The organism is Nonomuraea indica (assembly GCF_002850745.1).
GTDB lineage: Bacteria > Actinomycetota > Actinomycetes > Streptosporangiales > Streptosporangiaceae > Nonomuraea > Nonomuraea indica.
Genome location: NZ_KZ559472.1, coordinates 274,643 through 286,982, shown reverse-complemented (window position 1 = coordinate 286,982; position 12,340 = coordinate 274,643). Strand labels below are relative to the sequence as shown.

Sequence of the window (12,340 nt, the reverse complement as noted above, 5' to 3'; positions counted from 1 at the left end):
GAGTCTCCCGGTTCGGACTGTGAGCTGCCAGTCTACTTGGGGCCTCTCATGACACTGCTGGCTCATACCACTATGTGGGACGCGATCAGACCGTCGTGGTCTCCTCCGCCACGTCCAGCCGCGAATGCGCCACGAGTGCCTGAAGCGCCCGCATCGCCGCACCCGCGTGGTTGCCCCAGGTGTTGAAGTAGGAGTACTGCCACCACCACAGCGCCTCGTGCGGCCGGCCCGCCTGGAAGTGGCGCAGCCCGTGGATGAGGTCGGCCGCGACCGCCGTCAGGTCGTCGGACAGCCGGTACGGCGTGACCCCCGTGTCCTTGTACGGGTCGAACACCTCGGCGTAGTCGTCGACCGCCTCCAGCCGCTCGGCCAGCGCGGTGCGCACACCGTCGATGTCGGGGTCCTCGCTCAGCGGCGGCTCGTAGTTGCCCGACAGGATCACGTCCTCGTTCGCGCCCAGCTTGGCGCCCGCGAGGCTCACCTGCGCGACCTCCACCAGCAGCAGCGACCAGATGGCGTCACCGCCCTCGCCGCCCGCCACCCTGGTCAGCCCGTCGAGATAGTTCTGCGCGTGTCCGGCGATCTCTTCTGCCAGCGCGGTCCACTGGTCAGACATCCAGCAGCCTCCGTCCTTCGAAAGCGCGGCCCAAGGTCACCTCGTCGGCGTACTCGAGGTCACCGCCCACAGGCAGACCGCTGGCCAATCGTGTCACTTTCACGCCCATCGGCTTGACCAGCCGGGCGAGATAGGTCGCCGTGGCCTCCCCCTCCAGGTTGGGGTCGGTGGCGAGGATGAGCTCGGTGACACGGCCGTCGGCCAGCCGCGTCATGAGCTCACGGATGCGCAGGTCGTCGGGCCCGACGCCGTCGATCGGGCTGATCGCGCCCCCGAGCACGTGGTAGGTGCCGCGGAACTCGCGCGTCTTCTCGATCGCCACGACGTCCTTCGGCTCCTCCACCACGCAGATCACGTGGGTGTCGCGGCGCGCGTCACGGCAGATGCGGCACTCCTCCTCGGAGGCCACGTTGCCGCAGACCCGGCAGAAGCGCACCTTCTCCTTGACCTCCAGCAGCGCGTGCGCCAGCCGTTTGACGTCGGCCGGGTCGGCCGCCAGCAGGTGGAACGCGATCCGCTGCGCGCTCTTGGGACCGACACCGGGCAGCAGGCCCAGCTCGTCGATCAGGTTCTGGACGACCCCTTCGTACATGGTCTAGAACCCTGGCAACTGGCCGAGACCGCCGCCACCCAGCCCCTGGGCCAGCGGCCCGAGCTTCTCCTGCTGCAGGTCGGCCGCGGCCCGCACGGCGTCGCGAACCGCCGCGATCACCAGGTCGGCGATCGTGTCGGCCGTGTCCTGCGGGTCGGCGGCATCGATCACGCTCGGATCGATCTTGAGCTCGAGCAGCTCGCCCGAGCCGTTGACGACGGCCGTGACCAGGCCGCCACCGGCCGAGCCCTCGATCTGCGCGTCGTTGAGCTCCTGCTGGGCGCTCACGAGCTGCTGCTGCATGAGCTGGGCCTGCTCCAGCAGCTGCTGCAGGTTGACATCCCCTGGGTTCACCGTCGTGCGCTCCTCGTGGCTCCGCGTTCTTGACTCCACGAGCCTACGGTGTTTGAGCCTGGTCATGTACTGGGGCCTGCTGGTGTTTCGTCCCGGGACGGGATCGACCCCTGGGACGCCCCCGTCCGGCAGGTCCTCCCGGCCTCGACCGGCTTGGTGTGCCGGCCGGATCCCGGCCCCCCTCCAGTGTCCGAGACCCGGCCACAACGTCGACCGGAGCGGCCGCACCATGCCGACGCCGAAGGACACCATAGCCACGCCCACGTTGCACACACGTTGCTATCGTTCAATCACGTTTAGCGATCCTCTCTAACGACTTGCGCGGACCCCTTCCGGCACGGATGCTCGCCATACGGTCCGACTACCTGGAGTGTCCGATGAGTTACGCCGATCTCGCCGCGTACTCCCGCCTCCTTCGCGGCGCCCACGAGACGGCCACCACCGGGGAGGCGCGGCCCGAGGGGCCGCGCCGGCTGATCAGCGCCTCCTGGCGGCGTTCCCTGGACGCGGGCATCGACCCCGCCGTCCGGGCCGCGCCCCTGGCGTACGGCGCCGCCGGCCTGGCGGACGCCCGCGACTCCCATGCGCTGCGGCCCCTGCTGCCGCTGCTCACCCAGACACTCAGCCGGACGGTCGACGAGGCCGAGCACATCATGGTGGTCACCGACCGGGAGGGCCGCGTCCTGTGGCGCGAGGGTGACCGCGGCGTCATGCGCCGCGCCGACCGGGTGGGGCTCGCCGACGGCCACGCCTGGGGCGAGGACCGCATGGGCACCAACGGCATCGGCACCGCCCTGGCGATGCTGCGGCCCGTCCACGTCTACTCCGAGGAGCACCTCGTCCACGTGCTGCACGTCTGGTCGTGCAGCGCCGCCCCGATCGTCGACCCCGACTCCGGCGAGGTGCTCGGCTGCCTCGACGTCAGCGGAACGGCCCCCACCCTCCACCCGGCCACCGTGGCGCTCGTCGGCGCCACGGCCCGGCTCGCCGAGACGCAACTCGCCCTGCGCATGTACGAGCGCGACGACCGGCTGCGCCGCCGCTACGAGTCGCTGCGGACGCGGCCCGGCATCCTGCTCTCCGCCACCGGCCGGGTCCTCGCCGGCGACCCCGGCGGCCTGGCCGGCGATCGGGTCCCCCTCCCCGTATCCGGCGGGCGCATGCTGCTGCGCGACGGCCGGGTGGCGGTGCTGGAGCCGTTCGCGGACGGCTACCTGCTGCGCTCCACGCCGTCCGCCGCGCCCGCCACGCTCCGGCTCGCCCTTCTCGGCGAGGGGCCGCCGAGGGCCTTCCTCGGCGAGCGCCGCCTGCCCCTTTCTCTCCGGCACGCCGAGATCCTCGCCCTGCTCGCCCTCCACCCGCGCGGGCTCAGCGCCGAACAGCTCTCCGTCCACCTGTACGGCGACGACGGCAACCCCGTCACCATCCGCGCCGAGATCCACCGCCTGCGCACCCAGTTGCGCGGCACGATCGGCGCCAAGCCGTACCGGCTCACCTCGCCCGTCGAAGCCGACTTCCTGCAGGTGCGCCGCCTGCTGACGGCCGGCGACCCGGCCGCGCTGGCCCACGCCTACCCGGGGCCGCTGCTGCCGCGCTCCGAGTCGCCGGAGATCCGCCGCGAACGCGATGAGCTGGAGGTCCAGGTGCGTACCTGCCTGCTGCTGCGCGGCTCTCCGGACGACCTGTGGACCTACGCGCAGACCTCCAACGGCCGGGCCGACTTCCAGGTCCTCGAACGCATCGCCGCCTCCCTCCCCTCCACCGACCACCGCGCCGCCGCCGCCCAGGCCCGCCTCTTCGCCGACTGACCCGCACCGCCGCCAGGACCTCCGATGCACGAACACCAGGCCCGTGGCGGGCGGCGGACCGAAATCGTCCCGGCGGACCGGCACCATGCCGGCGCAACCACCACCACACCCGAGCAGCGAACCAGCGCCACGCCGCGCACCACCACCGGCCGGGCGGCGGACGGAACCACGCCAGCGCAACCACCACCGCTCCCTGACCGGCGGACCGGCACCACACCAGTGGGGCAACCACCACACCGATGACGCGCCGGCACCACGCCGGTGCGACCACCACCACACCGATGACGCGCCGGCTGCCACACCAGCGCGACCACCGGGCGGGCGGCGCATCGGCGCGGCGCCGGCCAGGAGCGGTCAGGTGTGGTCGATCTCGCCGATCACCTGGGCGCCGAGCTCACGCTGCAGGAGCGCCATGCCGGACAGCTCGTCCACGTCGGCGTCGGCGTCGTTGAGCGGGTCGACCTCGTCGGCGTCGGAGACCCGGCGGCGGCCGGGGACGGCGTCCGGCCAGCCGGCGGAGCCGCCCTTGCGGGGTGCCGGGGCACGCGGACCGGCCTGGGCAGCCGCCTTGGCAGCCGACCGCGCCGCGGCGACGGCTGAACTGGTCGCACCCGCGGCCACCCCGCCGGCGGCGGCCACGCCGGCACCGGCCACCGCGCCGGCGGCGACTCCGGCAGCCGTCGCGCCCGCTTCGGCCGCGCCTCCCGCAGCGGCGCCGGAGCCGGTCGGGACAGCGCCCCTGCCGAGGGCGCCCGTGGTCTGGGTGGGGTCGGGCGTGGGCGGGGAGCCCGGGGCGAAGTCGTCGGGGGCGTCGGGCCACGACTCGTCGGTGGTCGGCCGGCCCGCCTCCCGGCCGGACGGTCGGCCCGGCTCCTGCGCGCCGCTCTCGCCGGACGGCGACCCGGGCGAGCCTGTCGGCCCCGCCGGCGTGTGCGGCGCGGAGCCGCCGGTCGGCTGGGGCGGGGACGAGACCGGCTGGTGGGACGGGGCCGGCTGCTGCGCGGGTCGCGCGGGCCCCGGCGGCGGGCCCGCCTGAGAGCCCCGGCCACCCGAGGGGACGGGTGAGCCGCCGACCACGGCCTCCACCCGCCAGGTGCCGCCCAGGACGTCGCTGAGCGCGGTGGCCACCACGGCGTCCTTGCCGCCGCCCGTGAAGTTCTTCATCGCGCCGACCTGGGTGAACCCGAGCGTCACGAGGTTGCCCTCGACGCCCACGACCTGCGCGTTGGTGCTCACGTTGGCCCAGACGACGATGCTGCGCTGCTTGAGCGCGGCGAGCACGGCGGGCCACTGCTGCTGGATCGCCCCCGTTCCCGTGCCGGACGCGGACGGGCCCGGCGCGGGAACGGCCTGGGCGGCGGCCCCGCCCCGCGCGTAGCCCTGCCGGTCCTGAGCGTGCGCGGCGGGACCCCCTTGAGCATGGGCCGCGCCGCCTTGCGCGTGGGCGGGACCGCCCTGGGCCTGAACAGCGCCGCCCTGGGCGTGGGCGGCCGGGCCGCCCGCCACGGCCGCACCGGGGCGCACCGGATCCGGCCAGTCGTCCTGCCCGCCCGAGTCACCCGGGGCGCGCCCGGCCGGCGTGCCCTCGGCCCCCTGACCACTCCCCGCGACCCCGTTCACGGCGGACGGCGCGCCCGCCTGGGGCCCGCCACGGGCGCCGGACGGCTGCGGCACGGACGCAGGAGGCGGCTGGTGGGCGGACGCGGGAGGCGGCTGGTGGGCGGACGCGGGGGGCGGCTGGTGGGCGGGCGCCTGAGGCGGGACACCGGCGGGCCCGGCACCCGAGGCACGGGCGGCCATCGCCGCGACGGCGCCGCCGCGCTCCAGCCGTTCGAGCCGGGCCAGCAGCGCCTCCTCGCCCTGCGCGGCCCCCGGCAGCAGCACGCGCGCGCACATCAGCTCCAGAAGCAGCCGCGGAGAGGTGGCGCCGCGCATCTCGGTGAGGCCCGCGTTGAAGACCTCGGCGGCCCTGGTCAGCTCGGCCGGGCCCATCGAGGCCGCCTGCCCCACCAGGCGCTCCAGTTCGTCGGCCGGCCGGTCGAGCAGCCCGCTGACGGCCGCCTCCGGAACGTTGGCCAGGATCACCAGGTCACGGAAGCGCTCCAGCAGGTCGGAGGCGAACCGGCGCGGGTCGTGACCGCCCTCGATCACCCGGTTGACCGTGTGGAAGACCCGGGCGCCGTCGCGCTCGGCGAACGCGGCGACCACCTCGTCGAGCAGGTCGCCGTCGGTGTAGCCGAGCAGCGAGACGGCCTTGGCGTACGTGATGCCGTCGTCGTCGGCGCCCGCGAGGAGCTGGTCGAGGATGGACAGCGAGTCGCGGGCCGAGCCGGCGCCGGCGCGGACGACGAGCGGCAGGGCGTTCGGCTCGAAGGGGACGCTCTCGGAGAGGAGGATCTCCTCCAGCAGCGCGCGCAGCGTCGCCGGCGGCATCAGCCTGAACGGGTAGTGGTGGGTGCGCGACTTGATGGTGCCGATGACCTTCTCGGGCTCGGTCGTCGCGAAGATGAACTTCAGGTGCGGCGGGGGCTCCTCGACGAGCTTGAGCAGCGCGTTGAAACCCTCACGGGTCACCATGTGCGCCTCGTCGATGATGTAGATCTTGTAGCGGGCGGAGACCGGGGCGAAGAAGGCCCGTTCGCGCAGGTCGCGCGCGTCGTCCACACCGCCGTGCGAGGCCGCGTCGATCTCGATGACGTCGAGGTGGCCGGGGCCGGTGGGAGCCAGCGCCACACACGACTCGCACACGCCGCACGGGTCGGGCGTCGGGCCCTTCTCGCAGTTGAGCGAACGCGCCAGGATCCGGGCGCTGGAGGTCTTGCCACAGCCGCGCGGGCCGCTGAAGAGATAGGCGTGGTTGATGCGCCCCGTACGCAACGCCTGCCGCAGCGGATCGGTGACGTGCTCCTGGCCCTTGACCTCCGCGAAGGTCCCAGGGCGGTATTTGCGGTAAAGCGCAAGGCTCATGCGACCATCCCGCCTGCGAGGGGCTCACAACGAAGAGACCCCTCGCACACCCGCCAGAGCCCGCTTATCCTTGCTGCCTTCCGGCCCTGGGGAGGTTCACAGGATGACGCCGCGCGAGGGGTCCGTGGACAGTCTAGCCGGATCCGGCAGTGCTCGCTCCCCTGTCGCCCGGCGAAAAGCACGGCCCGCATCGTGGTCCGTACACCCTTGCGAGTCCGGTAAGCTCGTCGGCGGAGGATTCGCCTAGTGGCCGAGGGCGCACGCTTGGAAAGCGTGTATAGGGCAACCTATCAGGGGTTCAAATCCCCTATCCTCCGCCAGCTCCGAAGGGGTGTGCCATGATCACGGCACACCCCTTCCGGCTTTCTCCGGCCCGTCGCCCGAGCCGGCCGGAGTCGGCTCGCCCCCCGTCAGTTCGCGGCCTGCCCGCCGCCGAACACCTCCTGGACGAGCCGCTGCGTCGCCTTCTGGAACGCCTGGCCCATGGACAGGTCGGCGTCGTCGACGTAGTTCAGCGAGGCGGTGAGTGTCCTGCCGCCGTCGGGCGTGCTGTACATCAGCCCCGCGTGGCCCGTGATGCCGCCGTTGTGGGTGATGACCTTGCCGCCGCCCGGCGTGTCCTGCACGAACACCCCCAGGCCGTAGCCGGCCTTCGGCTCCGGCGTGAACATCTCGGCCAGCAGCCCGGCCGGCAGCAGCCTCCCGCCCACCAGCGCGGCGATGAACGTGGCCAGGTCGGCGGTGGTCGAGATCATGTCGCCGCCGGTCGAGATCCAGGACGGGTTCTGCCGGGTGACGTCGGCCACCTTCTCCTGGCCGTCCTCCTCGTACCGGTAGTAGGCGTGCGGGTGCGGGGCGGGGACGTCCGTCGAGGTGTCCGGCACCACCGTGCCCGACAGGCCGAGCGGCCCCAGGATCAGGCGCCGCATCTCCTCGCCCAGCGAGCGGCCGGTGACCCTCTCCACCACCAGCCGGGCCAGCACGTAGTTGGTGTTGGAGTAGCTCCAGTCGGCGCCCGGCTCGAACCGCGCCGGCTTGGACAGTGCCAGCCGTACCAGCTCTTCGGGCCGGTACGTCGTGAACCGGCCCTCCACCCACTCCCGGCCCTGGTAGACGATCCCCGGCACGTACTCGGGATAGTGGTCGCCGGTGAAGTTGAACACCCCGCTGGTGTGTTGCAGCAGCATCCGCACCGTGATCCGCCGGTCCAGCCCGAACTCGGGCAGGTAGCCGGCCACCGGGGTGTCCAGCTCGATCCTGCCCTCGGCCACCAGTTGCAGCACCACGGTCGCGGTGAAGGTCTTGGTGTTGCTGCCGATCCGGAAATGCCCGTCCGTCGGGGGCTCTTCGGTCCCGCCGAGCTCACCCACGCCGGCGCTGCCGACCCACTCGCCCCGCTCGTCGCGCACGCGCAGCGTCACCCCGACGAAACCGGAATCGACCATCTCCTGCATGATCTTCTGCAGCTCCGGGCGATCCTGCCCGGCAGCGGCCTCCGGCACGGCCACGCCGTTGTCCGCTTCGCCCGTCCCGGGCGCGGCCGAAGCGACGTCGAGGGTCTCAGTGATCTTGCGGGCCATCTCGGCCACGGTGGGGCTGGGCTCGCCCTCCTGGGGCCGGGTGGCCGCGTGGACGGCGACGAGGACGGTGCGCCGGAAGTTGTCGGCTTCGGCCGGGTCCTGCTGCCTCAGCAGGCTCATGGCCGCGGTCAGGGCGGGCAGCACCTGGTCGGCGAGCGCGGCGACGGACTTGCCCTCCAGCTTCGCGCCCTTGGGCTTCCTGGCGAGCACGTGCCCGACCAGGCCGGTCGCGGACGTCAGAGCGGTGGAGCCCTCGGTGCCGGCCTTGTGGGCGGAGCCGGCGGCCCCGGCGGCGGACATCAGCGACACGGCGCCCCACGCGGCGGTCCACAGGGTGATCTTGTCCTGGTCGGCAAGGGTGACGGACATGTCCACGTGCTCCTTCACATCTGTTAAGAAGGTCAACTGAACGGGGCCGAAGGGGGATGCGGTCCTGCCGGCGCCCGAGGTGTCTCGATGGCGTCCACCATCGCCGGCCGCCCTGATAGCGCTCTGTCTCCGCCCTGACGCGGCCGCTGACACGACGCCGAGATTTTGCATCGTTTGGTGTAGAACCGTTAGCGTTGCTCGCATGGGAAGACCCCGGGCGTTCGACGAGGAGCGGGTGCTGGACGCGGCGATGCGCGCGTTCTGGGCGGGCGGGTACGAAGGCACGTCCACCCGCGACCTGTGCGAGGCCACCGGCCTCGACCGCAGCAGCGTCTACAACGCCTTCACCAGCAAACACGAGCTGTTCAAGCGCGCGCTGGCCCGCTATCTCGACGCCATGACCGCCACGCAGGCCGAGATCCTCGGCGACGTCGGACGGCCGGCCGGCGAGCGCGTCCGCGCGCTCCTCGCCCGGATCATCGACGACGAGTTCCGCTGCCGGGGTGACGGCCCCAGCATCGGGTGCCTGAGCGTCAACACCACCGTGGAGCTCGCCGGGCACGACGAGGAGATCTCCCGGCTGCTGGATCGCGACCTGCGCAGGCGGCTCGACGCGCTCCAGGCGGTGATCGAGGAGGGGCTCCGGGCCGGCGACATCGTCTCCGGCCGCGACCCCGCCACCCTCGCCCGCTACCTCAACGCCGTGATCGCCGGCATCCGGGTGTCGGCCAAGGGCGGCGCAGGCCGCGCCGATCTGGAGGCCATCGCCGCCACCGCCCTGGACACCCTGATCCGCTGACCCCTCCGATCCGGGGGAGCCGCCTTCATGCGCCTCCATTTTGCACCGATTGATCCAGAACTGAGAGGAGCGCCTCCATGCCCCGTGCCGTCTACGTCCTGGCCCTCGGCATCTTCGCCATGGTCACCAGCGAGTTCGCCGTGGCCGGGTTGATGCCCCAACTCGCCGCTGGCCTCGATGCCACGATCCCCCAGATCGGCTACCTGATCAGCGCCTTCGCGGTCGCCATGGCCGCCGGCGGGCCGTTCATGACGGTCGCGTTGCTGAGACTGCGTCCCAGGACCGCCCTCATGACGCTGTTCGCGATCTTCCTCGTGGGCAACGTGCTGGCGGCCACCGCCCCCACGTACGGCGTGATGCTGGTCGCCCGCGTGGTCACCGGCGTCGCCGCGCAGGCGTTCTTCGGCGTCGCCGTCTCGCTCACGGTCCGCCTGACGGCTCCCGAGGTGCGCGGCCGGGCCATCGCCATGGTCATGAACGGGCTGATGGTGGGCACTCTGCTCGGGCTGCCGCTGTCCACCTTCGTCGGCGAACGGCTCGGCTGGCGGGCGGCGTTCTGGGCCGTCAGCGCGCTGACCGTTCTCGCCGCCCTCTCCACGGTCAGGGGCGTGCCCCGGCTGGAGCGCTCGGCGGACGACGGCGGGGGCCTGCGCGCGCACCTGGGCGTCTTCCGCAGGCCGGGCCTGTGGCTGGCGCTGTCCACCAGCACGCTCATCATCGGAGCGACCTTCTCCGCCTTCAGCTACCTCAACCCGATCCTGACGCGCCTCACCGGGTTCGGCGCCGAGACGGTCCCGCTCCTGCTGGTCGCGTACGGCGCCGCCACCGTGGCCGGCAACCTCGTCGTCGGCCGGCTCGCGGACCGGCACACCATCGGCGTCCTGGCGTGCGGCCTGGCCTTGAACGCCGTCTTCCTCACCGGCTTCGCCCTGCTGGCCCATGTGCGCGTGCCGGCGGTGCTCCTCATGCTCGGCGTCGGCCTGGTGGGCGTCACCATGAACCCGGCCATGGTCACCCGGGTCCAGCGCGCCGGCAACGCCGGGCCGCTGGTCAATACCGTGCACTCGTCGTTCATCACGCTCGGCGTCATCATCGGCTCGTCGGCCGGCGGGCTCGCCATCGACACCGCCGGGCTGCGCGCCCCGCTCTGGCTCGGCGGCGGGCTCGCCGCGCTCGGCCTGCTCACCCTGGTCCCCGAGCTCGTCCGCCGCCCGGCCGCCGGCCCGGCGATCTCGGACGTACGGGATCCCGACCCGGCCGTCAGGCCGTCGTGAGAGCCCTGGACCGGTCCGTGGCGAGGTGGACGGCGATGCCGGCCAGGACGGTGCCCATGAAGTAGCGCTGCACCCGCAGCCACAGCGGGCGGCGGGCCAGGAACGCCGCCAGTGCCCCGGCGGAGACCGCGATGAGACCGTTCACCACGGTGCCGATGACGATCTGCACCGAGCCGAGAGCCAGGCTCTGCAGCAGCACGTGGCCCAGGGCCGGGTCGATGAACTGCGGCAGCAGCGAGAGGTAGAGGATGGCGATCTTGGGGTTCAGCAGGCAGGTGAACAGCCCCATCGCGAACAGCCTGCGCGGCGGCTCGGCCGGCAGCTCCCGCGTCTCGAAGGCCGACGTGCCGCCGGGGCGCACGGCGGTCCAGGCGAGCCACAGCAGGTAGGCGGCCCCGGCCAGCTTCAGGGCCGTGTACGCGGCGGGCACGTACGCGAAGATCGCGGTCAGGCCCAGGCAGGTCGCGGTCAGATAGATCGCGAAGCCCAGGGCCACGCCCGTGAGCGAGACGAGGCCGGCGCGGCGGCCCTGGGTGATCGACCGGGACACCAGATAGATCATGTTCGGGCCAGGGGTGAGGACCATGCCCAGCGACACGAGGGCGATCCCGATCAATCCTGCGGTCATTTCGCAAGATTATCTGACACGTCATCGCCGACGGCGGGCGCCTGATCGTTGGCATCTCCACGCCTTCCCGGGGAAGCAGTCCTGCGGCTCTTCGGAGAAGGGACTTCGGCGATGGATTTCAGAGACAACGCCAACCTCGACGCCTCCCAGGTGGAGGACGCCGGCGGGAGCGGCGGCGGTGGCGGCGGCAGGTTCCCCGGCGGCATGGTCATCGGTGGCGGGGGCATCGTCGGCCTGATCGTCACGGTCGTCGTCCTCCTGCTGAACGGCCTGGGCGACGGCGGCAGCGGCGGAGAGCAGCCGGTGCGGCAGCAGCCCACCTCCAACCTCGCCCAGCAGTGCCGGACCGGCAAGGACGCCGACCAGTCGGAGAAGTGCCGGGTCGTGGGCGTGGTCAACAGCATCCAGGACTACTGGAAGGGCTCGCTCTCCGGTTACCGGCCGGCCAAGACCGTCCTCTACAGCGGCGGCGTGCGCACCGCCTGTGGTGCGGCCGACTCCTCGGTCGGCCCCTTCTACTGCCCCGCCGACCAGCGCGTCTACCTGGACCTCAGCTTCTTCGACGACCTCCACAGCCGATTCGGCGCCCAGGGCGGCCCGTTCGCCCAGGCGTACGTGATCGCCCACGAGTACGGCCACCACGTGCAGAACCTCGTCGGCGCCCTCGAACGCGGCGGCTCGGTGGGGACGGAGCTGCAGGCCGACTGCTACGCGGGCGTGTGGGCCAAGAACGCCGTGGACACCGGCTTCTACGACAAGCCGTTCACCGACACCGACATCGCCCAGGCCGTGGACGCGGCGGCGGCGGTCGGCGACGACCGCATCCAGCAGCGCACGCGGGGCCGCGTCGATCCCGAGTCGTTCACCCACGGCTCGTCGCGGCAGCGCGTCGACGCCTTCAAGCAGGGCTACACGACCGGTCAGCCCGCCCGCTGCGACACCGCTGAGCTGGGTTAACTCCAGCGAACAGTACAAGCAGGCCGTTTCTCTCCTAAAATCAATGGGGTGATCTTCAAGCTCGTCGGCGACGGACGCCCCTATCCCGACCATGGTCTGACCAATCGAGACTGGGCCCGGATACCGCCGCGGCAGGTCCGGCTCGACTCGTTGATCACCACGAAGGCGATGCTGGACCTGCACTCCCTGCTCGCAGCCGACTCCACGTTCTACGGAGATCTCTTTCCGCACGTGGTGCAGTGGCAGGGCGAGATGTACCTCGAGGACGGCCTGCACCGGGCGCTGCGCGCCGCGCTCCACCAGCGATCCATCCTGCACGCCCGCGTGCTGGAGCTGCCCGCCTGAGCAAGGCCTCCCCCGAACATGCGAAAGGGCCTGCGATCCAACCGGATCGCA

General features: G+C 72.4%; 11 protein-coding genes, 1 tRNA gene and 1 other RNA gene. 6 read left to right on the top strand and 7 right to left on the bottom strand.

From position 1 onward, the window contains the following. Window positions 1–85 precede the first annotated feature (85 nt). Genes CXR44_RS20070 through CXR44_RS20060 form a run of 3 tightly spaced genes read right to left on the bottom strand, consistent with a single transcriptional unit; the run spans window position 86 to window position 1,562 of the window. Entirely contained in the window at window positions 86–616 is a 531-nt protein-coding gene (locus CXR44_RS20070) for a DUF5063 domain-containing protein (protein WP_101787600.1), read from the bottom strand. Continuing rightward, a complete protein-coding gene (gene recR, locus CXR44_RS20065; protein WP_101787599.1) occupies window positions 609–1,208 on the bottom strand; it encodes a recombination mediator RecR in 600 nt (199 codons plus the stop codon). The genes CXR44_RS20070 and recR overlap by 8 nt, the downstream gene beginning before the upstream one ends. A gap of 3 nt (window positions 1,209–1,211) precedes the next feature. Further along, window positions 1,212–1,562, bottom strand: a complete 351-nt coding sequence (locus tag CXR44_RS20060) for a YbaB/EbfC family nucleoid-associated protein (protein ID WP_101787598.1) — start codon at window positions 1,560–1,562, stop codon at window positions 1,212–1,214. 377 nt (window positions 1,563–1,939) lie between these two features. On the opposite strand from CXR44_RS20060, the gene CXR44_RS20055 reads away from it, so the two are divergent. Further along, complete coding sequence (locus CXR44_RS20055) at window positions 1,940–3,370, top strand: helix-turn-helix domain-containing protein (RefSeq protein ID WP_144070021.1); 1,431 nt, start codon at window positions 1,940–1,942, stop codon at window positions 3,368–3,370. A gap of 354 nt (window positions 3,371–3,724) precedes the next feature. On the opposite strand, the gene CXR44_RS20050 is transcribed toward CXR44_RS20055, so the two are convergent. Together CXR44_RS20050 and ffs are read right to left on the bottom strand one after the other, a co-directional pair. Then, on the bottom strand, window positions 3,725–6,337 hold the full coding sequence (locus CXR44_RS20050; RefSeq protein WP_101787596.1) for a DNA polymerase III subunit gamma and tau: 2,613 nt from the start codon (window positions 6,335–6,337) through the stop codon (window positions 3,725–3,727). Window positions 6,338–6,367: 30 nt separating this feature from the next. After that, an RNA gene (gene ffs, locus CXR44_RS20045) (signal recognition particle sRNA small type) lies at window positions 6,368–6,463 on the bottom strand. Between the two features lie 106 nt (window positions 6,464–6,569). Between ffs and CXR44_RS20040 the strand changes: the two genes are divergently transcribed. Then, window positions 6,570–6,657, top strand: a tRNA-Ser gene (locus tag CXR44_RS20040). Window positions 6,658–6,747: 90 nt separating this feature from the next. Here the strand turns inward: CXR44_RS20040 and CXR44_RS20035 are convergent. Beyond that, on the bottom strand, window positions 6,748–8,286 hold the full coding sequence (locus tag CXR44_RS20035; protein ID WP_245899279.1) for a serine hydrolase domain-containing protein: 1,539 nt from the start codon (window positions 8,284–8,286) through the stop codon (window positions 6,748–6,750). A gap of 202 nt (window positions 8,287–8,488) precedes the next feature. Between CXR44_RS20035 and CXR44_RS20030 the strand changes: the two genes are divergently transcribed. Both CXR44_RS20030 and CXR44_RS20025 read left to right on the top strand, forming a co-directional pair. Further along, the gene (locus CXR44_RS20030; RefSeq protein WP_101787595.1) at window positions 8,489–9,085 is read left to right on the top strand and encodes a TetR/AcrR family transcriptional regulator; all 597 of its coding nucleotides are present in this window, start codon (window positions 8,489–8,491) and stop codon (window positions 9,083–9,085) included. Window positions 9,086–9,162: 77 nt separating this feature from the next. Beyond that, window positions 9,163–10,359 carry an MFS transporter gene (locus CXR44_RS20025; protein ID WP_101787594.1) on the top strand — a complete coding sequence of 399 codons (1,197 nt, stop codon included), beginning with the start codon at window positions 9,163–9,165 and terminating at the stop codon, window positions 10,357–10,359. Here CXR44_RS20025 and CXR44_RS20020 read toward each other — a convergent pair. Beyond that, the gene (locus tag CXR44_RS20020) at window positions 10,346–10,987 is read right to left on the bottom strand and encodes a LysE family translocator (protein ID WP_101787593.1); all 642 of its coding nucleotides are present in this window, start codon (window positions 10,985–10,987) and stop codon (window positions 10,346–10,348) included. The genes CXR44_RS20025 and CXR44_RS20020 overlap by 14 nt on opposite strands. Window positions 10,988–11,098: 111 nt before the next feature. Between CXR44_RS20020 and ypfJ the strand changes: the two genes are divergently transcribed. Further along, complete coding sequence (gene ypfJ / locus CXR44_RS20015) at window positions 11,099–11,944, top strand: KPN_02809 family neutral zinc metallopeptidase (protein WP_101787592.1); 846 nt, start codon at window positions 11,099–11,101, stop codon at window positions 11,942–11,944. 48 nt (window positions 11,945–11,992) lie between these two features. Continuing rightward, a complete protein-coding gene (locus CXR44_RS20010; RefSeq protein WP_101787591.1) occupies window positions 11,993–12,289 on the top strand; it encodes a type II toxin-antitoxin system VapB family antitoxin in 297 nt (98 codons plus the stop codon). Window positions 12,290–12,340 lie beyond the last annotated feature (51 nt).

Bases quoted from the DNA above. Each gene is read 5' to 3' on its own strand.
- CXR44_RS20070 (WP_101787600.1), bottom strand. From the start codon at position 616: ATGTCTGACCAGTGGACCGCGCTGGCAGAAGAGATCGCCGGACACGCG.
- recR (WP_101787599.1), bottom strand. From the start codon at position 1,208: ATGTACGAAGGGGTCGTCCAGAACCTGATCGACGAGCTGGGCCTGCTG.
- CXR44_RS20055 (WP_144070021.1), top strand. From the start codon at position 1,940: ATGAGTTACGCCGATCTCGCCGCGTACTCCCGCCTCCTTCGCGGCGCC.
- CXR44_RS20050 (WP_101787596.1), bottom strand. From the start codon at position 6,337: ATGAGCCTTGCGCTTTACCGCAAATACCGCCCTGGGACCTTCGCGGAG.
- CXR44_RS20035 (WP_245899279.1), bottom strand. From the start codon at position 8,286: ATGTCCGTCACCCTTGCCGACCAGGACAAGATCACCCTGTGGACCGCC.
- CXR44_RS20030 (WP_101787595.1), top strand. From the start codon at position 8,489: ATGGGAAGACCCCGGGCGTTCGACGAGGAGCGGGTGCTGGACGCGGCG.
- CXR44_RS20025 (WP_101787594.1), top strand. From the start codon at position 9,163: ATGCCCCGTGCCGTCTACGTCCTGGCCCTCGGCATCTTCGCCATGGTC.
- CXR44_RS20020 (WP_101787593.1), bottom strand. From the start codon at position 10,987: ATGACCGCAGGATTGATCGGGATCGCCCTCGTGTCGCTGGGCATGGTC.
- ypfJ (WP_101787592.1), top strand. From the start codon at position 11,099: ATGGATTTCAGAGACAACGCCAACCTCGACGCCTCCCAGGTGGAGGAC.